General features: G+C 72.3%; 18 protein-coding genes. 7 read left to right on the plus strand and 11 right to left on the minus strand.

From position 1 onward, the window contains the following. The first annotated feature begins 277 nt into the window (after positions 1-277). Positions 278-991 carry an alpha/beta fold hydrolase gene (locus ACE1OC_RS06005; protein WP_407836076.1) on the plus strand — a complete coding sequence of 238 codons (714 nt, stop codon included), beginning with the start codon at positions 278-280 and terminating at the stop codon, positions 989-991. Positions 992-1017: 26 nt separating this feature from the next. Here the strand turns inward: ACE1OC_RS06005 and ACE1OC_RS06010 are convergent, their stop codons facing one another. The 6 genes from ACE1OC_RS06010 to ACE1OC_RS06035 form a co-directional block, all read right to left on the minus strand. Then, on the minus strand, positions 1018-4041 hold the full coding sequence (locus ACE1OC_RS06010; RefSeq protein WP_407836077.1) for an alpha-mannosidase: 3024 nt from the start codon (positions 4039-4041) through the stop codon (positions 1018-1020). A gap of 52 nt (positions 4042-4093) precedes the next feature. After that, positions 4094-4978: a carbohydrate ABC transporter permease gene (locus ACE1OC_RS06015; protein WP_407836078.1), complete on the minus strand. Its 885-nt coding sequence runs from the start codon at positions 4976-4978 to the stop codon at positions 4094-4096. Next, on the minus strand, positions 4975-5877 hold the full coding sequence (locus ACE1OC_RS06020) for a carbohydrate ABC transporter permease (RefSeq protein ID WP_407841486.1): 903 nt from the start codon (positions 5875-5877) through the stop codon (positions 4975-4977). Before ACE1OC_RS06020 ends, ACE1OC_RS06015 begins: the two co-directional genes overlap by 4 nt. Positions 5878-5930: 53 nt before the next feature. Beyond that, positions 5931-7265, minus strand: a complete 1335-nt coding sequence (locus tag ACE1OC_RS06025; protein ID WP_407836079.1) for an ABC transporter substrate-binding protein — start codon at positions 7263-7265, stop codon at positions 5931-5933. Between the two features lie 420 nt (positions 7266-7685). Next, entirely contained in the window at positions 7686-8648 is a 963-nt protein-coding gene (locus ACE1OC_RS06030) for a universal stress protein (protein ID WP_407836080.1), read from the minus strand. Positions 8649-8696: 48 nt separating this feature from the next. Beyond that, complete coding sequence (locus ACE1OC_RS06035; RefSeq protein WP_407836081.1) at positions 8697-9053, minus strand: hypothetical protein; 357 nt, start codon at positions 9051-9053, stop codon at positions 8697-8699. Positions 9054-9236: 183 nt separating this feature from the next. Here ACE1OC_RS06035 and ACE1OC_RS06040 point away from each other — a divergent pair, with 183 nt between their 5' ends. Then, positions 9237-9686, plus strand: a complete 450-nt coding sequence (locus tag ACE1OC_RS06040) for a universal stress protein (protein WP_407836082.1) — start codon at positions 9237-9239, stop codon at positions 9684-9686. Positions 9687-9720: 34 nt separating this feature from the next. Here ACE1OC_RS06040 and ACE1OC_RS06045 read toward each other — a convergent pair whose 3' ends face one another. Together ACE1OC_RS06045 and ACE1OC_RS06050 are read right to left on the minus strand one after the other, a co-directional pair. Next, the gene (locus ACE1OC_RS06045) at positions 9721-10686 is read right to left on the minus strand and encodes a serine/threonine dehydratase (RefSeq protein WP_407836083.1); all 966 of its coding nucleotides are present in this window, start codon (positions 10684-10686) and stop codon (positions 9721-9723) included. 31 nt (positions 10687-10717) lie between these two features. Further along, positions 10718-11362, minus strand: a complete 645-nt coding sequence (locus tag ACE1OC_RS06050) for a TetR/AcrR family transcriptional regulator C-terminal domain-containing protein (RefSeq protein ID WP_407836084.1) — start codon at positions 11360-11362, stop codon at positions 10718-10720. A gap of 192 nt (positions 11363-11554) precedes the next feature. On the opposite strand from ACE1OC_RS06050, the gene ACE1OC_RS06055 reads away from it, so the two are divergent. From ACE1OC_RS06055 to ACE1OC_RS06070, 4 genes are all read left to right on the plus strand, one after another. Continuing rightward, on the plus strand, positions 11555-13270 hold the full coding sequence (locus ACE1OC_RS06055; RefSeq protein WP_407836085.1) for a ricin-type beta-trefoil lectin domain protein: 1716 nt from the start codon (positions 11555-11557) through the stop codon (positions 13268-13270). Between the two features lie 119 nt (positions 13271-13389). After that, positions 13390-15738, plus strand: a complete 2349-nt coding sequence (locus ACE1OC_RS06060; protein WP_407836086.1) for an alpha-N-acetylglucosaminidase — start codon at positions 13390-13392, stop codon at positions 15736-15738. Positions 15739-15917: 179 nt separating this feature from the next. Continuing rightward, positions 15918-16181, plus strand: a complete 264-nt coding sequence (locus ACE1OC_RS06065) for a hypothetical protein (RefSeq protein WP_407836087.1) — start codon at positions 15918-15920, stop codon at positions 16179-16181. 6 nt (positions 16182-16187) lie between these two features. After that, complete coding sequence (locus tag ACE1OC_RS06070) at positions 16188-17792, plus strand: molybdopterin-dependent oxidoreductase (RefSeq protein ID WP_407836088.1); 1605 nt, start codon at positions 16188-16190, stop codon at positions 17790-17792. A 40-nt stretch (positions 17793-17832) separates the two neighbouring features. Here ACE1OC_RS06070 and ACE1OC_RS06075 read toward each other — a convergent pair whose 3' ends face one another. After that, positions 17833-18486 (minus strand): DUF1326 domain-containing protein, encoded by a 654-nt coding sequence (locus tag ACE1OC_RS06075; protein WP_407836089.1) that lies wholly within the window; start codon positions 18484-18486, stop codon positions 17833-17835. A 233-nt stretch (positions 18487-18719) separates the two neighbouring features. Between ACE1OC_RS06075 and ACE1OC_RS06080 the strand changes: the two genes are divergently transcribed. After that, entirely contained in the window at positions 18720-19547 is an 828-nt protein-coding gene (locus tag ACE1OC_RS06080; RefSeq protein WP_407836090.1) for a DUF2182 domain-containing protein, read from the plus strand. Between the two features lie 189 nt (positions 19548-19736). Here the strand turns inward: ACE1OC_RS06080 and ACE1OC_RS06085 are convergent, their stop codons facing one another. Then, positions 19737-20723 carry a metallophosphoesterase family protein gene (locus ACE1OC_RS06085; protein WP_407836091.1) on the minus strand — a complete coding sequence of 329 codons (987 nt, stop codon included), beginning with the start codon at positions 20721-20723 and terminating at the stop codon, positions 19737-19739. Next, positions 20720-21604: a hypothetical protein gene (locus ACE1OC_RS06090; RefSeq protein ID WP_407836092.1), complete on the minus strand. Its 885-nt coding sequence runs from the start codon at positions 21602-21604 to the stop codon at positions 20720-20722. Before ACE1OC_RS06090 ends, ACE1OC_RS06085 begins: the two co-directional genes overlap by 4 nt. Between the last annotated feature and the right edge of the window lie 90 nt (positions 21605-21694).

Consider the following 21694-nt stretch of genomic DNA (forward strand, 5'->3'; position numbering starts at 1 on the left):
GCTTATTATGCAACTAGGTGCACAATCGAGTGCGGAACTCCACGGCCCGGAGCTCCGGGGATTCCCGGGGCCTGGGACCCGCGCCGAGGGGGCCTGTGGCGCAGTTCACGGCCCGGGTGATCGCCAACGACGGGGGACGCCCGCCTGGGGCGGATCGGCCACAAGGGACCACGGGAACCCGAGCCGGGTCGAGCGGCGGCGGGGCAGCGGGACGGCGGGGCGGCGCACCCGACACCTTCGAGGCCCGAGCCCGACACGGCCCTGTACCCTCTGGCGGATGACGCGCGAGCCCGGGACCACCCGGCCGACCGAGCAGCACACCGTCACGGTGAACGGCGGAGTGCGCCTCGCCTACGAGGTCACCGGCCCGCCGGCCGGACCGCCGGTGGTCCTTCTCCCCGCGCTGGGCGAGACCGCCGCGGACTGGGCGCCCGTACGCGACGAACTCGCGCGGGAGCGGCGGGTGTTCGCCCTGGACCTGCGCGGCCACGGAGCCAGTGCGCGGCCGTCCGCGTACTCGCTCCCGCTGATGCGGGACGACGTACTGGGCTTCCTGGACGCCCTCGGCCTCGACCGGGTGGACCTCGTGGGCCACTCGATGGGCGGTGTCGTCGCCTACCTGGCCGCCTCCGCGCAGCCGCACCGCATCGGCCGCCTCGTCCTGGAGGACGCGCCCGCGCCGCTCCCCCGCGAGGCCGTGGCACCCGTACGCCCCGAGGGCGAGCTCGCCTTCGACTGGGCGATGGTGCTCGCGGTCCGCCCCCAGCTCGACCGCCCGGACCCGGCCTGGCTGGCGGGCCTGGCCCGCATCACGGCCCCGACCCTGGTCCTCCACGGCGGCCCCACCAGCCACCTGGCGCCCGCCTCCGTCGACGAGCTGACCCGCCGCATCCCGGACGCGCGCCTGATCACCCTCCCGTACGGCCACTTGATCCACGCGGCGGCGCCGGAAGAGTTCACGGCGGCGGTTTCGGCGTTCCTCGCGGAATGATCCCGGCCCGCACCACGGGATGACGGTCAGGCCCGGCGGAGGCGGACCGTGACGATCTGGAACGGGCGCAGGGTGAGGGGGATGGTGCCGTCCGGGGCGGGGGCGGAGACGGCCGCGCCCTCCAGGGGGCGTTCCAGGAGGTCGCTCTCGATCGCCGCCGACAGCGGGAAGTCCGCCGCCAGGGTGGCCTTCGCGCGGCCGCCCCGGGATTCGTAGAGGCGGACGATCACGTCGCCGCCGCGGTCCTCGGCGAGCTTCACCGACTCGACCACCACCGCGTCCGAGTCGACCGCGACGAGCGGGGCGACCGGCCCCGCGCCGCGGAGCACGCGCTCCGGCAGGTTCAGGGCGTGGCCCTCGCGGACCGCGTCGCCGACGGCCGCGCCCGGAGCGAGCGAGAAGCGCAGGGTGTGCGCGCCCTGGTCGGTCTCCGGGTCGGGGTAGCGCGGGGCCCGCAGGAGGGAGAGGCGGACGGTGGTGGTCTGGCCGCCGTCGGGCCGCATGTCGCGGGTCACGTCGTGGCCGTACGTGGAGTCGTTGAGGACCGCGACCCCCCAGCCCGGCTCCTCCGCGTGGATCCAGCGGTGCGCGCAGATCTCGAACTTGGCGGCCTCCCACGAGGTGTTGGTGTGAGTGGCCCGGTAGACGTGCCCGAACTGCGTTTCGGAGGCGGAGCGTTCGGCCTTGACGTCCAGGGGGAAGGCCGCCTTGAGGAACTTCTCCGTCTCGTGCCAGTCCACGTCCGTGACGATGTCCACCGTCTTGGCCCCGGCCCGGAGGGTCACCGACTGGGCGACGGAGGACAGGCCGAAGGACCGGGTCACCCGTACGGTGACCGAGGACGGCCCGGCCTGCGCGACCTCCAGCGCGTCCACGTCCACCAGGTCGGTGACCTTGTTGCGGTAGAACGCGTCGATGTCCCACGCGTCCCACATGTTGGGGAAGTCGGGGTGGATCTGGAGCAGGTTCGCGGCGGCCCCCGGTGCGACCGCTTCCCGCCCGGCCTCCAGGTCGTACGCGGACACGATCAGCCCGCGGCCGTCGATCTCCACGAGGAGCCTCCCGTTGGCGAGGACGTGGCCGCCGCCGTGACGGTCCTCCACCGTGACGGGCTGCCCGGCGGCCACCGGCCGGCCCGCGCCGCCCGCCGGGACGCCGTTCCGGTCGTGCGGGGCGCAGTTGAAGACCAGCTCCTCCTCGCCCTCTCCGGCGAGGGCCGTCTGTGCGGCCACGGTGATGGCCGTCAGCTCCTCCCGCACCGCGGCGTACGTGGCGCGGGCCTCGCGGTGCACCCAGGCGATGGAGGATCCGGGGAGGATGTCGTGGAACTGGTGGAGCAGCACGGTCTTCCAGATCCGCTCCAGGTCCTCGTACGGGTACGCGTACCCGGGCACCTTCACCGCGGCCGCGGAGGCCCACAACTCGGCCTCGCGCAGCAGTGATTCGCTGTGCCGGTTGCCCTGCTTGGTCTTGGCCTGCGAGGTGTAGGTGCCGCGGTGCAGCTCCAGGTAGAGCTCGCCGGCCCAGACGGGGGCGTCCTCGTACTCGGCGTGCGCCTTCTCGAAGAACGCGTCGGGGCGCTCGATCTCCACGCGCGGGGAGCCTTCGAGGTCCCGCTGCCGCTGGGCTCGGCCGATCTGTTCCCGGGTCGGGCCGCCGCCGCCGTCCCCCCAGCCGAAGGGGGCCAGCGAGCGCGAACCCCGGCCCTTCTCCTGGTAGTTGCGGGCGGCGTGCGCCAGCTGGGCGCCGCCGAGGTCGGAGTTGTAGGTGTCGACGGGCGGGAAGTGCGTGAAGACGCGGGTGCCGTCGATGCCCTCCCACCAGAAGGTGTGGTGGGGGAACTTGTTGACCTGGGACCAGGAGATCTTCTGCGTCAGGAACCACCGGGAGCCGGAGAGCTTGACGATCTGCGGCATGGCGGCGGTGTAGCCGAAGGAATCGGGCAGCCAGACGTTCTTCGTCTCGATGCCGAACTCGTCCATGAAGAACTTCTTGCCGTACAGGAACTGGCGGGCCATGGCCTCGCCGCCGACCATGTTGGTGTCGGACTCGACCCACATCCCGCCGACCGGCACGAACTGCCCGTCGGCGATCTTCTTCTTGACCCGCTCGAAGAGCTCGGGCCGATGGGTCTTGATCCAGTCGAGCTGCTGCGCCTGGGACATGGCGAAGACGAAGTCGGGGTGCTCCTCCATCAGGCCCAGCATGTTGGACGTGGTCCGCGCGACCTTGCGCACGGTCTCGCGCAGCGGCCACAGCCACGCGGAGTCGATGTGGGAGTGGCCGATAGCGCTGATCCGGTGCGCGGAGGCACTGGCGGGGGCGGCCAGGACGACGACGAGCCGGGCGCGGGCGTCGGCCGCGGTGCCCGGGACGTCGCAGAGGTCCACCGCGTCGAGGGCGGAATCGATGGCGCGCAGGATCTCGTACCGCCGGGCGTCGCGCTCGTCGAGCTGCGTCATGAGGTCGTAGAGGACTTCGAGGTCCTGTACGAGTTCCCAGACCTCGGTCTCGAAGACGGCGAGGTCCATCCGGGCGAGCCGGTAGAGGGGCTGGTCGCCGCTGGTCCGCTTGTCGCCCTCGTAGGTGACCGAGTGGTCGACGAGGATCGGGTTGGAGGCGCCTTCGACGTACCACTCGATGCGCTCGCCGCCGTCCGCGCGGTCGGCGACGCGCACCCAGTCGTTGTACGGGTTGAGCGCCTTGACCTCCCCGCCGTCTGCGCGGTGGACCAGGCCCTCGCACTGGAAGCCGGGCATCATCCGGTCGAAACCGAGGTCGAGTACGGCTTCCACCGTGCGGCCGGCCCAGTCGGCGGGGACGGTGCCGGTGACCTTGAACCAGGTGGTGCCCCAGGCCGGGCCCCACATGTCGCCGATGGCGCAGGGTGCGTAGGAGGCCGCCAGGCCCTCGGCGACGGGGACGGGCTCGCCGGGGGCCTCCCAGCGCTCCACCGTCAGCGGGACCGAGCGGGAGTGGACGGCGGGCTTGATGCGCTCCTTGAGGACGCGGCGGAGGCGGTGTTCGGTGATGCTGCGGTCGTCGTGCATGACGGCTGCTCCAGGGTGGGGTGGACTGCGATCCAGCGGTCGGTCGGGGCGGTCAGGTCTTGATGGCTCCCTCGCCGACGCCCTTGAAGAAGAAGCGCTGGAGGGCGAAGAAGAGCAGCATCATCGGGATCAGCGCGGCCATCGCACCGGCGGCGATGATGCGCTGGTCACTGACGGTGGTGGCGCCGGCCAGGGTCTTCAGGCCGAGCTGGAGGGTGTAGTTGTCGCTGTTGGTCAGCACCAGCAGGGGCCAGAGGAAGTCGTCCCAGGCGCCCATGAAGCCGGTGATGCAGACGACGGCCAGGGCTCCCTTGGCGGCGGGGAGGAAGACCCGGGTGAAGCGGGTCCACTCGTTCGCGCCGTCCAGGACCGCGGCCTCCTCGACCTCCTTGGGGACGGCGAGGAAGGCCGATCGCATGATCATGATGTTGAGGACGGAGACCGCGCCGGGCAGCCAGACGCCGATGAGGGTGTCGACCAGGCCCATCCCGCGGACCGTGAGGAACATCGAGATCATCACGGACTCGAAGGGGAACATCAGCGTCGCCACCAGCACGGTGAAGACGATCTTGCGGCCCTTCCAGGCGGCCCGGGAGAGGGCGTAGCCGCCCATGGCCGCGAAGAGCATGTTCGAGGTGATGGCGAGGACCGCCACCGTCAGGGTGTTGCCGACGTACTGGAACAGCGGGAACGACTCGGCGACCCGGACGTAGTTGTCGAGGGTGGGCTGCGAGGGCAGCATCCCGTCGTACACGTTCTCGGTGCGGCCGCGGATGGAGGTCAGGAACTGCCAGACGATCGGCCCGAGCATGATGACGAGCATCAGGAGGAGCGTGGCGTACCGGCCGGCGAGGCCGAGCCGGTGGCGCCGCGCGTCGGCTCCGACACGCTTGCCCGCCTTGTCTCCCCGGGATCCGAGGGAAGCGAGGGTGCTCAACTTTCGTCTCCCTTCGAGAGACGGCGGCCCAGCAGGCTGAAGACCAGCGTCAGGAGGAACAACAGGATGGAGATGGCGGCCGCGTAGCCGGTCTCGCCGGAGAAGCCGAGGCCGACCTGCCGGATGAGGAAGGGCAGGGTACGGGCGCCGCCGCCGGGCCCGCCGCTCTCGCCGCCGAGGATGTAGATCTCGGTGAAGACGCGGAGCGCGGAGATCGCGGAGAGGGTGCCGACCAGCAGCATCATCGGCTTCACCTGGGGGACGGTGATGCTGAAGAAGCGGCGGACGGGGCCCGCGCCGTCGAGCGCGGCGGCCTCGTAGAGCGAGGTGGAGACGTTTCCGAGGGCCGCGAGGTAGAAGACCATGTAGTAGCCGAGGCCCTTCCACACGGTCACGATCATCGCGGAGACCAGCAGCATGGTGCTGTCGGTCAGGAACGGGATCGGCTCGGAGATGATGCTCAGCTTCTGGAACAGCGTGTTGACCAGGCCGTCGCTGCGCAGCACCCACTGCCAGATGAGGCCGACGACCACGGCCGAGGCGATCACCGGGGTGTAGAAGGCCGAGCGGAAGAAGCCGATGCCGGGGACCTCTCTCTGCACGAGGACCGCGAGGGCCAGCGGCAGGAACACCAGACACGGGACGACGACCACGAGGTACAGCACGCTGTTGCCGGTGGCGACCCAGAAGTCGGAATCGGCGAAGGCACGGGTGTAGTTGTCGAAGCCGACGAACCCGCCGCCGCGCAGGATCTGCGCGTCGGTGAAGGAGAGGATCACGGTGTTGACGAACGGCCAGAGGCTGAACATCGTCACCATGATCAGGCCCGGGGCGAGGAAGAGGTACGGGGTCCACCACGCGCGGTGGCGCAGCCCGGTCTCGGCCTCCATGGCCTCCATGGCCTTCTTGGCCTTCTTGGCCAGCTTCGCCTGTTCTCTCTCCACTGCCGCCGTCACTGCAGGGCCGTCTTGGCGAGCAGCTTGTTCGCCTCCTCCTGCGCCCGCCTCACCGCCGTCTTGGGGTCCTGCTCGCCCTTGATGGCCTTCTGCATCTCGCGCACGACCACGTCGCCGACCTGATTGGTCCACTGGACGGGGGTGTTGGCGTCGAGTCCCGCGGTCTTGAGCTGTTCGGCGCCGACGGCGCGGGCCACCGTCTCCGCGTCCTTGCCGTCGCCCCTGTCGGCGAAGAAGGGGTCGGCGAGGCCGGCCGCGTTGGAGGGGTAGATGGTGGCGTGCCTCGAGAACTGCACCTGGTTGGGGCCGTTGGTGAGCCACTTGGCGAACTCGGTCGCCGCGTCCATGTGCCGGGTGTCCTTCTTGATGCCGAGCGACTGGGCGTAGATGCCGATGTGGCCGAGCTGCCCGGTGACGGCATTGGCCACCTGCGTGTTCGCGTAGATCTGCGGGGCGTTCCGTTTGATGTCCTTGACGAAGCCCGGGGAGCCGGGGCCGAACACGATCTTGCCGCCGCCGTAGAGCTGGTTGATGTCGTCCTGCTTGAGCAGGGACTCCTTGGGCATGGCGCCCTTGGCGTACAGGTCCTTCATCCGCTCGACCCACGCGACGGCCTTGTCGGTGTCGAAGGTGAACCGGTCCTGCTTCTCGTTCAGGATCGGGACGCCCATCTTCTGCCAGTCCCCGGGCAGCCGGCCCTTGGGATCGGCCATGAAGGCGGAGTACTTGCCCCCGGACGTGGCGGCGATCTGCTCGGCGTAGTCGAAGAACTGCTCGACGCTGGTCGGCGGCTTGGCCGGGTCGAGACCGGCCTTCTCGAAGAGGTCCTTGTTGTAGGTGAGGATCTCCGGGGTCACGTACCAGGGGTACGCGAACACGCTGTCCCCCTTGCCGGGCAGCTTGAACTGCTCCCAGGCACCGGGGACGTAGTCCTTGGCCACCTCGGGGTCGAGTTTGGCCACGTCGGCCAGCATGCCGCGGTCGCCGAGGAGTTGGAAGGAGTCGGTCGAGAGGTTGACGACGTCGGGGAGGGCGCCGGCCTGGGCGTCGGCGACGATCTTCTCGTTGTAGCCGTCGCCCGGCACGTCCTCCCATGCGACCTTCGCGTCCGGGTACTGCTTCTCGAACGCGTCGATGACCCCCTGGACGTACGACGTGAACATGGGTTTCAGCTGGAGCGTGCGGAACGTGATCCGGCCTGCCACCTTCCCGGTCTTCTCCCCCTCCTCCACCTCTCCGGCGCCACCGCTCATTCCGCACGCGGAGGTCGCGAAGAAGGTGCCGGCCACGAGCGTGGTGATGGCTATACGGGTCACGTTCTCACGGGTCATCGTCGCCGCCTTCAGGGGAGTTCCGGCCTCGTCGCCGGATCACTGGGCCCAAAGTCACCCGAGATCAAGATTCCGTCAATATGACCAGTGTCCCGAAGGGCAGGCATCCGTACGTCCCGAATTACGACAGAGCAGGGACACACAGTCCGAAAGTCACCCCACAACCACCACCTTGAGCTGCACTGATGCGCTTTAGTCCTCATCGCCATTGGCGGGATATCGATTCAGTAGCGACCCTACCCGGCCTCACCCGTCCGCCGGGGTTTGACTTCTTATCACCGGTGAACCAAAGCTCGCACTAATGCGGTTTACCCAGCACATCTCATACCCGCATACCCGCAGTAAAGCCCCCCGCATGACGGTCGCCCGGACCATGGACTTCGCCCGACACCGTCACCCTGGGCCGCGACGGCTCGCCGCCTAGCCGCGTACGGGAACCACCGCCACCGGGCACAGGGCGTGCAGGAGCACCGCGTTGGACACCGAGCCCATCAGGAGGGAGTTGGCGCGCAGGCGGCGGCGGTGGCGGCCCACCACGATGAGGTCGGCTTGCTGGGAGGCGGTGACCAGACGGCCGGCCGGGTCGCCCGGGGTGACCACCGCTTCGACGGTGACGTCGGGGTAGTGCCTGGTCAGGTACGGATGGAGCCGGGTGCGCTGGTCCTCGGCGAGTTCCCGGGCAGCGTCGGCGGCCTCGCCGCCGACCGTGCCCGGCGGGTAGCCGCCGCCGCGCTCCGCGACGAGGGAGCCGACCAGGGTGAGCGAGGACAGCGGGACCAGGTGCGTGGAGACGACCTGGAGCACCGCGCCCCGGCGGCGGGCCTCCGCGAAGGCGAAGTCGACGACGTCCTCGGAGGTTTCGTCGGGTGCCAGGCCCAGGACGACCCTGCGTTCGCCGCCCGGGGCCCGCGCCCCGGGCTCCTGCGTGACGAGCCGCGCGCTGTGCGGGACGACCACGACCGGGCAGGGCGACTGGGCCGCGCACACCCGGCTGTTGGAGCCGAGCAGCAGGCTGGCGAAGCCGCCGAGTCCGCGCGATCCCATGACCAGGAGCTGCGCTCCCGCCGCGAGTTCGGTCAGGGTGGCGGAAGGGGTTCCGTCACGGGAGACGTAGGTGACGGGCGGCAGGTCCTCCCGGCCGGCCAGCCGGTCCCGTACCGCCCCCAGCACCGGATCGATGTCCCAGTCGGGCGGCGGTACGAGCGACTCCCCGGGGGCGTGGACCCGCGGGGAGTCCGGCCGTACGTGTGCCACGTGGAGCTCCGCTCCACGCGTGCGGGCGGTGTCGAGGGCCCAGTCCAGGGTCCTCAGGCTGTGTTCCGAGCCGTCCACCGCGGCCAGGACGGGCCTGGCGGGGAGGGTACCTGCCGAGTTGGTCTGCATGCCTCCACCTTCCGGCGGAGCGGACCCTGCGGGCAGGGACCGAAGGCCCTACTTCATGCGGTAGTCGGCCTTCTCGGCGAGCTTGCCGTCCTTGTAGCAGAAGCGCAGCACCGTATCGCCGCTCCCGGAGTCGGACAGGTACCAGGAGCACTGGCTGCCGGCGGGCACGGCGGGGCCGCCGTCCTTCAGGGCCGAGGTGACGAAGCTTTCGCCGGTCGGGAGCTTGGCGCGGACCTCGGCCTCGGAGTCGCCGACGCTGACGGCCTCGTACACCTTGTGGTCGACGAGGGTCTTGTCGGCCACGTCGATGACCTTGCCCACCCCGAACAGCAGCGCCACCAGCAGTCCGATCCCCAGTACTCCGGCCACCGCACAGCCGATCAGACATCCATTGCGTCGCGCCACGTCGAGCTCCTCGTTCCTCTTCGGACGGCTTCCGTCCGTCTTCTCGACTCTCGCAAGCGCGGGCGGCCGCTGCTGTTCTCCAAAGTCTTGGATCCGCGCAACGATCGTCGTTCGAGGTCGGACCCGGTGCGGCGTGTATACAGGGATGAGAACGATCATTCGGACGAAACGTGAGGAACCATCGTGAGCCAGAACACCGAGCCTCTGATCGTCGTCGGCGTGGACGGTTCGAACCACTCGAAGCAGGCCCTGCGCTGGGCCGTGGCCCAGGCGAAGGCCATCGGCGGCCGCGTGCACGCCGTGATGAGCTGGGAGTGGAACACCAACCCCTTCGGCGTCAGCCCGGCCGAGCAGACCGAGCTGGTCCACGCCGAGGACGCGGCCCGGCAGAAGCTCGCGGACACCGTGGCGGAGGCGGTCGGCACCTCGCCGGGCGTGCCGGTCTTCCGCCGGGTGGAGCAGGGCTCGCCCGCGCAGGTGCTGGTGGAGGCTTCGAAGGAAGCGGCGCTGACGGTCGTCGGCACCCGCGGCTACGGCGGCATCAAGGGCGCGCTGCTGGGTTCGGTGAGCCAGCAGGTGGTGCAGTACGCGGCCAGTACGGTCGTCGTGGTCCGCGAGGACGGCTCCGCCTGACGGGCTGAGGGCCGGGGGGCCGCGGCCCCGCTCCTCAGGACGGCGCCGCGCCGAGGTCCGCCGGGTCGGTGTTGGCCCCGCAGAGCACCACGGCGACCCGCTCGCCGAGGGGCCCGGGCGCGGTGCGTACGGCCGCCAGGGCGGTGGCCGCGCCCGCTTCGACCACGATGCGGTGCTCGTCCCAGAGCGCGCGCCGGGCGGCGGTGATCGCCGCGTCCGGAACCAGGACCGATACGGCGTTCGGCTCTCGTACGGCGGCCAGCGCGTCCGCGGAGACCCGGGTGGCTCCGAGCGAGTCGGAGGCCACGGAGTCCACGGGGACGTCCACCAACCGGCCGGCTTCGAGGGCCGCGTTCAGGGCCCTGCAGTTCTCCGGCTCGGCCGCGACGACCCGTACGCCGTGTTCCCGCGCGGCGGTCGCGATGCCGGCGAACAGCCCGCCTCCGCCGACCGCGACGACGACCGTGTCCAGACCGGGCAGGGCGGTGCGGATCTCGTCGAGCAGCGTCCCGGCGCCCGCGGCGATGAGCGGGTGGTCGTACGCGTGGCTGCTCAGCGCCCCGCTCCCGGCGGCGAACTCCCGGCAGGCGGCTAGCGCTTGGGCGTACCGGTCGCCGACGAGCCGTACGTCGGCCCCGTAGCCCCGCAGTCGCTCCACCTTCACGCGCGGGGCCGTGGCCGGCAGGAACACGGTGGCGGGTACGCCCTCGGCGCGGGCCGCCCAGGCGCAGGCGAGCCCGGCGTTTCCGCCGGAGGCGATGGTGACCCCGGCATCGGGGAGGGTGCCGGCGTCGCGGTGGGCGACGAGGAAGTTGCGGGCGCCGCGCGCCTTGAAGGAGCCGGTGTGCTGGAGGTACTCCAGGGCGTACGAGATCCCTCCGCCCGCCGGTATCACCGCGACGGGGCGCACGGCCCCGGCGATCCGGCCGGCGGCGGCGCGCACGGCGGCGTAGTCGAGCGGCACCGCGTCGAGCTGTACCGCGTCTAGTTGCTGTTCCATGAACCCGTACTCCTGTCGTTCGACACTCTCGTCAGGCTCCGGCGGGCCGGTTCGCCTCGATCAGCTGGCGCAGGGCGCCGTAGTACACCTCGTGGTCGGTCAGGGCGGGCAGTACGTCGGCCAGCCCGGCCGAGAGCACGGGGAACTCGGCGGGATCCAGGGCGGCCAGCGCCGCGCGCGAGGCGGCGGTGGCGGCGGCCGGGTCCCGGTGGTCGACGAAGGCCGCGCTGCCCAGGGTCAGCAGGTACATCCGCCGGTACGCGGTCATCGCCTCGGCGGGGGTCATCCCGGCGGCCACGCTGTCGGCGAGCGCCGGTTCCACGAGCCGGGCGAGCAGCTGCCGGCCGAGCCAGGGGCGGCCGCCGCGCAGGATCATCAGCCCGGGGTGCGCCGCGAGGAGCCGGTAGAGGGCGGTGAACCGCTGCTCGGCGGCTTCGGCCCAGCCCACCTCGGCCGGGATGTCGGGCAACTGGGCGGCGAGGTGTTCGGTGCAGAGGTCGAGCAGCCCGGCGAGGTCGGTGCACCGGCGCTGGACGGTGGCGTGCGAGACGTCGAGCTGCTCGGCGAGCGCGCGGAAGCTGAGCGCGGCGGGCCCCTGCTCGTCGAGGATCCGCAGGGCGGCGGCGGCGATGGCCGCGGGTGTGGCGCGGTCCAGGGCGGCTGATCTTCTCGGCATGAGATACATCGTATCATCCACCGTTACAGACGCCGTAACGTACGGCGTACGGAACGGCGTATCAGCCCCTTCGCACGTACTCGACTACACCCATATTGCTGGTCATTGATCAATAACCCCCGACTTATGTTGACAGCGGGTAGTCACACCGCTGCACTGAGCCCTCGACAGCCCCCACGTCAAGGAGACTCCGTGCCGCCTCGCCTGCGTGCGTCGCTCCCCTGTCTGACCGCGGCCGCCCTGCTCGCCCTCGCGCTCTGCCCCGCCCCGGCGGCGGCCGAGCCCACCGCGACGTCGGACACCCCGCTCGCGCTCACCCCGCCCATGGGCTGGAACAACTGGGCGCACTACATGTGCGATATCGACGAGGCCAAGGTCGTGGCGAACGCGGACGCGCTCGTCGCCACCGGCCTGGCCGCCAAGGGGTACGACACCGTCACCATCGACGACTGCTGGATGACCAAGAGCCGCGACGCGGACGGCAATCTGGTCGTCGACACGGACAAGTTCCCGCACGGCATGGCCTGGCTCGGCGCCTACCTGCACGCCAGGAAGCTGAAGTTCGGCATCTACCAGGACGCCGGCTCCCTCACCTGCGAGCGCTACCCCGGCAGCGGCTCCCCCGAGGGCGGCGGCCCCGACCACTACGCCCGCGACGCCCGGCAGTTCGCCTCCTGGGAGGTGGACTACGTCAAGATGGACGGCTGCAACCTCTGGGTGCCCGAGGGCAAGACCAAGGAACAGGCCTACCGGGACGCCTACAACTCCGTCGCCCGGGCGCTGCGCGACAGCGGCCGGGACATGGTGCTGTCCGCCTCGGCGCCCGCCTACTTCCAGCAGGGCGAGTGGGGCGGGTCGGACTGGCACAAGGTGATCGACTGGGTCGGCGAGACCGGCCAGCTGTGGCGCGAGGGCCGGGACATCAAGGTCTACAACCCGGCCGCCCCGGCCACCTCGCGCTGGAGCTCGGTCATGGGCAACTACGGCTACAACCGCTGGCTGGGCAGGTACGCCGGCCCCGGCAACTGGAACGACCCCGACTTCCTGATCGCGGGCGCCCCCGGACTCACCGCGGCCGAGAGCCGCAGCCAGGTCGGCCTGTGGGCCATGATGGCCGCGCCGTTCATCCTGTCCTCGCAGGTCTCCGAGCTCACCCCGGACGGCCTCGCCGCCCTGGGCAACACCGACCTGATCGCCCTGGACCAGGACCCGATGGGCCGTCAGGGCACGGTGGTCTCCTCGAACGCCACCTTCGACATCCTCGTGCGGCCGCTGGCCAACGGGGACCGCGCGGTCGCCGTGCTCAACCGGTCCGGCGCCGTCCGCGACATCCGCGTACCGCTCGACGAGCTCGGGCTGGACTCCTGCACCGTCGAGGCGAAGAACCTGTGGAACGGTGAATCCCGGGAGCTGTCCGACACGTTGACCGGGACGCTGGCCGCGCACGACACGGGCGTCTGGCGGCTCACCCCGCACACCGGCTGCGCCGAGGCCGTGCCCACCGGGCAGATCGCCGGCCGCGGCTCCGGCACGAGCGCCGCCTGCGCCGACGGGGCGAACACCACCGGCGTCGGCGCCGTCGTGATGGCCGCCTGTACGGGCGCACCCGACCAGCGCTGGACCCTGGGCCGGGACAGCAGCCTGCGCCTGGCCGGTGCGTGCCTGTCGGCGGGCGAGGAGGGCCTCGTGGAGCTGGCCGACTGCTCGGACGGGCGGCAGCGCCGCGCGGCGGGCCAGAGCTGGACGCCCCGCCGGGACGGGGCCCTGGTCGAGGACGCGAGCGGGCTCTGCCTGACGGCGCCCGCCCCCGCGGCGGCCCCCGTCGAACCGGGCACCCCCGCCGAGCGGCTGCGGCTGACGCCCTGCGGCGACCACCAGGTCGACCAGGCGTGGGCCCTGCCGGTCTGACGGCCCGCCCCATGGGGAAGCAGACGAGGCACCAGAAGAGGAAGCACCCACCCATCGGGCCGAGCGAGCCGGCCGCAGCGCCGGGGCCAACCGAGCCGACGAAAACGAGGACGACGCGCATGCCGGTCCCCCTCCCCCACCGCGGCCGGGCCGCCCGGCGGGTGCGCCGCCGGGTCACCCTGGCCGCACTGCCCGCGGCCCTGCTCACCCTGGCCGTCGCCGGGGCGGCCCCGGGAGCGACCGCTCCCGCCGCGGGGGCGACGGCTCCCGCGACCCAGTCCCCCACGTCCCCGGCCCCGGCCCCCGCCCCGTCGCCCGCGCGGGCCGGGGCGGGACACGGCGCGGCGGGGGCCCCGGCGCGGCCGCGGGTCTTCGACTCCGCCCCGGCGCGGGCCTCGCTGCAGCGGCTGCTGCCGCGCCACGCGGGGCAGTTCACGCTGGTGCCCGACGCGGGAGCCGGGCCCGACACCTTCACCGTGTCCGGGACGGCCGGCGCGATCACCGTCCGGGGCTCCACCGGCGCCACCCTGCTCACCGGGGTCGGCTGGTACCTCCAGCACGTCGCCGGAGCCGACATCGGCTGGCCCGGCGACAGCATCGGCCTGCTGCCCGCCGAGCTGCCGGCGGTGCCCTCCCCGGTCACCCGCAGCGCGCAGGTGGCGCACCGGTACGCGCTGAACGACACCGACGACGGGTACTCCGGCCCGTACCGCACCTTCGAGGAGCACCAGCGGCAGATCGACCTGCTCGCCCTGCACGGCGTCAACGAGGTGTTCGTGCAGGTCGGTGCCGAGTACCCGTACTACCGGGCGCTCCAGCAGTTCGGCTACTCCGCCGAGGAGCTGCGGGAGTGGATCCCCGGTCCGGGTCACCAGAGCTGGTGGCTGCTGCAGAACCTGAGCGGCTTCGGTGGTCCGGTGTCCGAGGAACTGATGCGCGGCCGGGCCGAGTTGGGCGGCAAGATCGCCGAGCAACTGCGCGGCCTCGGCATGACCCCGGTGCTGCCGGGCTACTTCGGGACGGTGCCGCCGGCCTTCGCCGGACGCAACCCGGGCGCGGTGACGGTTCCGCAGGGCGACTGGGCGGGCTTCGAACGGCCCGACTGGCTGGACCCGGTATCGCCGCCCTTCGCCCGGCTGGCCGCCGCGTACTACGCGGAGCAGCGCGCGGTGTTCGGGGACAGCACGATGTACCGGATGAGCCCGCTGCACGAGGGCGGGCAGACCGGCTCGGTGGACGTGAAGACGGCCGCCGGGGCGGTGCAGCAGGCCCTGTGGGCGGCCCATCCGGGCGCACTGTGGGCGGTGCTGGGCTGGCAGGACGATCCGACCAAGGAGCTGCTGGCCGGGGTGGACACCTCGAAGCTGCTGATCCTGGACGGGCTCTCCGACCGCTACAACCGGCTGGACCGCGAGACCCGTTGGGGCGGGACCTCGTACGCCATCGGCTCGATCTACAACTTCGGCGGGCACACGACGATCGGCGCCAACACCTCGGTGTGGATCGACCGGTACCAGTCCTGGCGGGCGAAGCCCGACAGCGCGCTGACCGGCATCGCCTACCTGCCCGAGGCGACCGGGACCAATCCGGCGGCCTTCGACCTCTTCACCGACCTGGCCTGGGAGCCCGGCCCCGTCGACCAGCAGAAGTGGTTCGCGGACTTCGCGAGCCGGCGGTACGGGGCCCCGGACGCCGCGGCCGCCGCGGCCTGGGAGGAGCTGCGCAAGGGTCCGTACAGCACCTCCTCGGGGCTGTGGTCGGAGTCCCAGGACAGCCTGTTCAGCGCCCGGCCGAGCCTGACCGCGGTGGGGTCGGCCTACTGGAGCCCCAAGGCGATGCGGTATCAGGCCGGTTCGGTGCGCCGGGCCCTGGACCACCTGCTCGAGGTGGACCCCCGGCTGCGCGGCTCCAGCGCCTACCGCTTCGACCTGGTGGACACCGCCCGGCAGGCCCTCGCCAACCACTCGCGGGTGCTGCTGCCACGGATCAAGGCGGCCTACGACACCCGGGACCTGGCCCTGTTCCGTCAGCTGACCGCCGACTGGGCCCATCGGGAGAAGCAGTTGGACGCGCTCGTCGGCTCCGATCCGAACTTCCTGCTCGGCTCCTGGCTGTCGGCGGCCCGCGCGCACGGCGCGGACGCGGCCGAGCAGGACCGGTACGAGTACGACGCCCGCTCGATCCTCAGCGTGTGGGGGCGGCAGAGCACCAGCGAGGGCGGCTTCCTGCACGACTACGCGAACCGCGAATGGAGCGGACTGATCAGCGAGTTGTACGCCCGGCGCTGGTCCTCCTACTTCGCCTCGCTGGAGGAGGCGCTGGTGCGGCGCGCCGCACCGAGGGCGATCGACTGGCACGCCTTCGAGGACGACTGGGCCAAGCTCACCACCCGCCACCCGACGCGGCCGAGCGGTGACCCGTACACCTTGGCGTCCGGCATCGCAGCCACCCTTCCCGAGGTCAACTGACTTACACGACAAGGGAGATGGGAGTCCCCCGGTCGGGGGACAACCGGGCCGACTGCGCCGCGCTCCAGCGCGGCACCGGGTTCACTGAAGGACACTGCCGGAAACGGATCAGGGGCGGTCGCCGGAGCCATCCGGCGACCGCCCTTTCCGACGCCTCCCTCGCCGGAAGGACGCCCGCCATGTCCGAGACCGACCCGCACCGCACCTCCACGCCGCTGGAGCTGCTGACGCTCCTCACCGGCGGGGCCACGGCGCCCGCCACCGCCCGGTTACGGCCGCCCGCGGACCAGGACCAGCAGCTGCGGCACCCTTCGGACCTGCGGGAACGCCTCACCGACGGGATCGTGGAACTCCGCAAGCGCCGGCAGATCGCCGCCCACCGGGCGGCGGAGGCACCCTGGTACCTGGGGGGGGACACATCCCACCGAGCGGGGCGGCGGTGACTCCGCATGATCCGTACGAAACCGCGGCGGGCCGACCCCGGCACGCCCCGCAGGCCCGGCCGTGACGCGCTCGGCGCCGTCAGCGGACTGCTCGCCGCCTTCGCCGGGCTCGCCCTGGCCCAGCTCGCCGCGGCGGCCGTCCGGCCCGAGGCCGCCCCCGTCACCGCCGTCGGCGGGGCCGTGGTCGACGCGACCCCGGCCGCCGTCAAGGAGTGGGCGATCCGCCGGTTCGGCACCGACGACAAGCTGGTCCTGACCCTGGGCATCGGCGCCCTGCTGGCCATTGCGGCGATCGCGGCCGGCCTGCTCGCCGTACGCCGCCCCGCCGCGGGCACCGCCCTCGCGGCCGCCTTCGGCGTGCTCGGCGCGGCGGCCGCGCTCAGCCGGCCGGAGGCGGCCTGGCAGGACGTGCTGCCCTCGCTGACGGGCGGGTTCGCGGCCGCCGGAGTGCTGTACCTCCTGGTCAGAGCCATCCCGCGGCCCCGTCCGCGACCCTCCGGCGCCGGCCCGCCCGGCGCCATGGACCGGCGCGGTTTCGGCCGCCTCGCCCTCGCCACCCTGGCCCTCTCGGCCGGAGCCGGGTACGCCGGGCGGCGGCTCGGCGCCTTCGGGGACGCGGGAGCCACGGCCTCGCGGGCCGGGTTCGTCCTTCCCCCGCCGACCGTGCCCGCCCCGCCCGTACCGGCCGGGGCGGAGCTGCGGATCCCCGGAACCACCCCCTTCATCACCCCCAACCGGGCGTTCTACCGGGTGGACACCGCCCTGGTCGTCCCGCGCGTGGACGCGGACACCTGGCGGCTGCGCGTGCACGGGGACGGGGTCTCCAGGCCCCTCACCCTCGGACTGCGGGAGCTGCTCGACCGGCCCCTGGTCGAGCACGACGCCACCCTCACCTGCGTGTCGAACGAGGTCGGCGGCCCGTACGCGGGCAATGCCCGCTGGCTGGGCGTGCGCCTCGCCGACCTGCTCCGCGAGGCGGGGGTGCGACCGCCTTCGCAGGGTGGTCCCGCAGACCAGCTCGTGGCGCGCTCGGTGGACGGGATGACCCTCGGCACCCCCGTCGAGGCCGTGATGGACGGCCGGGAAGCGCTGCTGGCGGTGGGCATGAACGGCGAGCCGCTCCCCTTCCGGCACGGCTTCCCCGTCCGGATGATCGTGCCGGGCCTGTACGGGTACGTCTCCGCGTGCAAGTGGCTGCGCGAGCTGCGGCTCACCACCTTCGCCGCGTACGACGCGTACTGGGTGCGCCGCTCCTGGGCGCAGCAGGCCCCGGTCAAGACCCAGTCGCGCATCGACACCCCGCGCCCCTTCGCCGAGGTCGCGGCGGGCCGGGTGGCGGTCGCCGGGGTGGCGTGGGCGCAGCACCGGGGCATCGCGCGGGTGGAGGTACGGGTGGACGCGGGCCCGTGGCGGGAGGCCCGGCTCGGCGCTGCGGACGGGGACGACACCTGGCGCCAGTGGGTGTGGCTCTGGGAGGCGGCTCCCGGCGGGCACACCCTCCAGGTCCGCGCCACGGACCGCACCGGCGCCGTACAGACGGGGGAACGCGCCGGAACCCTCCCCGACGGTGCCACCGGCTGGCACACGGTGACGGTCCGGGTGCGGGGCTAGACACCCCCGAGCGCCCCTCACGCGGTCCGAGCGTCCCCACCTAGTCGGGCCCGGTCCAGTCGAAGGTGATGTGCTTGCTGGACCGGCCCTCGCGGCTCCAGAGGAAGCCGTGGGCATCGGCGCGGTCCACCGTCGAGCGGCCCCAGGTCGCGACCTGGCCGGGTCCGGTCTCCGAACCAGGCAGGTTGGTGGACTGGACGCGCGCACCCGCCGGGGTCGTGGGTCCCGTGAGCGCGACCGCGCTCGCCTCGACCCGGCCCGGCACCACGGCCCGCCAGCTCGCGAGGTCGTCGGCGACCTCGATCTCGATGGGGGCGAACTCCATGCCGCGCATCTCGGCGCCCATCATGCTCACCATCTCGGCGGGCCAACTGCCCGCCTGCCCACCGAAGATCATCTGAAGGGCCGTGCGCTGGGGGTCGTCGGCTCGTTCGTCGACGAAGACCGCGGCGTACGTGTCCGTGTGCTCGGCCCAGACGTTGCCGACGAAGGAGCCCAGCATCAGCACGTTCAGGCCGTCCAGCGGTACGTCACCGTAACGGCCCTCGCGGATGTGCCAGGCCAGGATGCCGTCGCAGTCGCCGTGGGTGGGCAGTTGTGCGAAGGAGCAGGGGCAGGGCACGTTGCACTTGCAGGTGTCGAACCAGTCGCCCGCCGCGTGCCACCGGGGAACGGCCGCCGTCGTTTCGGACATCTCCCTGCCTCCTCGTGACCGTGCCGGGACGTCGGTCTCGGGCGGACGGCAGCGCCCCCGGGAACCGTCACCGGCCCACGCCCGGGTCGTACGGGGCGTACAAGACGTACGGGTATCCACCCCGATTGTCCCACCGCAGGGGTCACGCGGAGGAGGTACTTTCCTCATACACGCGTACACACGTACCCGCGCTCCCGCGCGCACGCGCGGGTCCGCCGTGATGTGCTGGAGGTGTGCGCCTCGACCGGAAGGCCCTGTCACCCCCTCTCCGTCCGGCGAATCTGCTGTCGGCCCGTCGGCTCGCGTTCGCCTGGTCCGTGATGGCGTCGATCGCCCTCCTGGCCTGGGTGCTGGTGGTCGACCAGGCCCGTGACATGGGGGTCGAGCCGGGAACCATGGGCATGGGCGTCCCGCCGTTCCTGCTGCTGTGGCTGGTCATGATGATCGGCATGATGTTCCCGTCGGTGGCCCCGGTGGCCCTCACCTGGGTGCGGGCCATCGGGCGCCGGTCGCCCACGGGAGTCGTGCGGACGGCTCGTACCGCCCAGTTCCTCGCCGGGTACCTGCTGGCCTGGACGGCCTTCGGCCTGATCGCCTACGGGCTCCTCGCCGGGACCGGGGCCCTGGTGGACGAGCACCCCGGCGCCGGGCGCTGGATCGGTGCCGGGGCGTTCCTGGTCGCCGGGCTGTACCAGTTCGGCCCGTGGAAGGACCTCTGCCTGCGGCACTGCCGGAGCCCGATGGGCCAGCTCGTGCGCTACGCGGGCTTCCGGCCCCGGGCCCGCGACCTGCGGGTCGGGGCGCACCACGGGGCGTACTGCGTGGGCTGCTGCTGGGGGCTGATGGTCGTGCTCGTCCCGCTGGGCGTCATGAACGTCCTGGCGATGGCCGCGGTGGCCGTGGTGATCTTCGTCGAGAAGCTGTGGCGGCTGGGCCCCGTCTTCTCGCAGGTCGTCGGGGCCGCCTTCCTCGTACTCGCGGTACTGAGCCTCTTCCAGCCCTGGCTCCTGCCGGGCCTGATCCCGTCGCAGTCGCCCATGACGGAGATGCTCCGCTCCTAGGGCCTGTCGTCAAACTCCCGTCGTCGCCCGAAGGGCGGCCGCGCGGCGTCTGGTGCGTGCTCTCGGCGTGCCGGGCGGAAGCCCGAGTACTGGACGTACTTGGCTTCCGTCCGGTGCGGTGAGAGCGCGTGCCAGGCGTCGCGCGGCAGACGGGAGTTTGACGACAGGCCCTAGGGGGCCGGGTCCCCCTCAGCAGGAGACGGCCGTACCCTCGGCCGGGCAGACCATGGCGGCCGGGCCGGCCAGGGTGCGGGCCTCGTGGAGGAGGCCGGGCGGGGTGGCGGCGCTGAGGGTCCAGACGACGGCGCCGCCGCCCGACGGCGCCGGGACGGCCGCGAACCGGTCCCGCAGGTCGGCCTCGGCGGTCTCCGGGTACGGGAGGTGGAGCGTCTCGTAGCGCACCGGGGCCGTGTCCACCGGGAGGATCCCGATCCGGCGGCGGTCGCCGACGGGGCACGGGTCGATCAGCAGCTCCGTGAAACCGCGGCCGCCCGTCTCTCCGGGGCCGCGGGCGTGCGTGTTGCCCGGGTACGCGGCGAAGGCGCCGGCGCCGGGGACCAGCCGGTGATGGACGTGGCCCAGCGCCCAGTAGTCGTACCCTGCGCGGGCCAGCGTCCGCGGGTCGGCCGGTGCGCAGATCCGGCGGCTCCAGGCCCCGTGCAGGCTGGTGTGCAGCAGCCCTATGTTGACGGCGCCGGGGGTCGCGGACGGGAAGCCGGCCGCGAGGTCGCGGTGCTCGTCGGGCTCCGCGACCGACTGGCCGTGGACGGTGATGCCGAGCTCGGGCCAGGTCACCGACTCGGGGGCGTCGGCGCCGAGCCAGCGCACCGAGGGCGGGAGGTGCAGTTTGTGCGGCAGCGGGGTCTCGGCGTCGTGGTTGCCCGACACCACCACCGTGTGCAGGCCCGCCTCGTGGAAGGCGCCGAGGGCGTCCTGGCAGGCGGCCAGCGCCCGGGCGTCGCAGTGGCGGCGGTCGAAGACGTCCCCGGCGATGAGCACCGCGGCGTAGCCGCCCTCGACGATGCGGCGCACGGCCGCGCGCAGGGCCTCGTACGGGGCTTCGCGCCGGTCTATCGCGGGCGCGCCGGGGTAGTCCGCCAGCCCGCGCAGGGCGGAGCCTATGTGCAGGTCGGCCAGGTGGGCCACGCGTATCGGCGCGGTCGCGGAGGGGTTCACGGGCCGAGGACGAGTTCGGTCTTGAAGGCGTCCCGCTCCAGCAGCCAGCCCTCGGCGCGGAGCTTGCCCATCAGGTCGGAGCGCAGCTCGACCGCGTCCCGCAGGGTGCGCCCCTTGGCGGTGATCTCGGCGAACCAGGCCAGCTCTCCGGAGGCGGTCCGCAGCCGGCTGACTTGCGTCTCCATCGCGTGATCGAGCATCCGGCCAGGATAGTTGGCCTGTCTTACGGGACCGTGGAGTCGGGATGACGCGGTGACCGACTCCGCCCAACCGGGAGGTTTCGCAGCCCACTTGGCGAGCTTTCCGGGGAGGCGCTCCAGGACCAGCTCGCGGGAGGCGTCGAGCCCCGGGAGTTCACCGGGCGCCAGGCCCGGGACCGGCCGACACTTCTTGTTGGTGAAGTCGAGGGTGGCGCGGGTGTGGCTGAGGTTGACCTGGACGGAGTAATTGCCGTCATCCGCACAGAAGTTGTAACCGGAGGCCCGGTCCATCACACGCCGCACCGCGGCCGGGTCCGTGCCGTCGCCCTCGATGTCGAAGCGGGCCTTGTAGGCGAGGCGGATCCGGTTCTCGTCGTCGTGGCGCCGGATGCGGACGATCCAGCCCTGCCCGTTCAGGCTGCGCCCGGCGTCGTCCATGTACTGGGCGACCTCGAAGCGGCCGGGCGCGCCGAGGGACAGCGCGGCGGCCGCGGCGGCCGTGGGCAGGCCGTCGGCGTCGAGCACCCGGTCCGGGTCGACCAGCAGCTTGACCTGGTAGCCCGCGCGCACCGGAGCCACCGGCGACATCCTGGTGTGCACCCCGGAACGAATCCGGCGGCTCGCCGATTTCTTGATCTTCTTCGCGTTCTGCGTGTTCTGTACTTTCTGCGTTTTGCGCATATCCCCGTCGATCATGCCTCATACGGCCCCAACTCGCCCGAAAACCCCGGAACGCGCAGGTGAACAGGCGGTGAATCTACCCCAGGACCA

Source organism: Streptomyces stoeckheimensis (genome assembly GCF_045822005.1).
Taxonomy (GTDB): Bacteria; Actinomycetota; Actinomycetes; order Streptomycetales; family Streptomycetaceae; genus Streptomyces; species Streptomyces stoeckheimensis.

Excerpts from the sequence above, each read along its gene's own strand:
- ACE1OC_RS06005 (WP_407836076.1), top strand. The coding sequence starts at position 278 with ATGACGCGCGAGCCCGGGACCACCCGGCCGACCGAGCAGCACACCGTC.
- ACE1OC_RS06010 (WP_407836077.1), bottom strand. The coding sequence starts at position 4,041 with ATGCACGACGACCGCAGCATCACCGAACACCGCCTCCGCCGCGTCCTC.
- ACE1OC_RS06020 (WP_407841486.1), bottom strand. The coding sequence starts at position 5,877 with ATGGAGGCCATGGAGGCCGAGACCGGGCTGCGCCACCGCGCGTGGTGG.
- ACE1OC_RS06025 (WP_407836079.1), bottom strand. The coding sequence starts at position 7,265 with ATGACCCGTGAGAACGTGACCCGTATAGCCATCACCACGCTCGTGGCC.
- ACE1OC_RS06030 (WP_407836080.1), bottom strand. The coding sequence starts at position 8,648 with ATGCAGACCAACTCGGCAGGTACCCTCCCCGCCAGGCCCGTCCTGGCC.
- ACE1OC_RS06045 (WP_407836083.1), bottom strand. The coding sequence starts at position 10,686 with ATGGAACAGCAACTAGACGCGGTACAGCTCGACGCGGTGCCGCTCGAC.
- ACE1OC_RS06050 (WP_407836084.1), bottom strand. The coding sequence starts at position 11,362 with ATGCCGAGAAGATCAGCCGCCCTGGACCGCGCCACACCCGCGGCCATC.
- ACE1OC_RS06060 (WP_407836086.1), top strand. The coding sequence starts at position 13,390 with ATGCCGGTCCCCCTCCCCCACCGCGGCCGGGCCGCCCGGCGGGTGCGC.
- ACE1OC_RS06065 (WP_407836087.1), top strand. The coding sequence starts at position 15,918 with ATGTCCGAGACCGACCCGCACCGCACCTCCACGCCGCTGGAGCTGCTG.
- ACE1OC_RS06070 (WP_407836088.1), top strand. The coding sequence starts at position 16,188 with ATGATCCGTACGAAACCGCGGCGGGCCGACCCCGGCACGCCCCGCAGG.
- ACE1OC_RS06075 (WP_407836089.1), bottom strand. The coding sequence starts at position 18,486 with ATGTCCGAAACGACGGCGGCCGTTCCCCGGTGGCACGCGGCGGGCGAC.
- ACE1OC_RS06090 (WP_407836092.1), bottom strand. The coding sequence starts at position 21,604 with ATGCGCAAAACGCAGAAAGTACAGAACACGCAGAACGCGAAGAAGATC.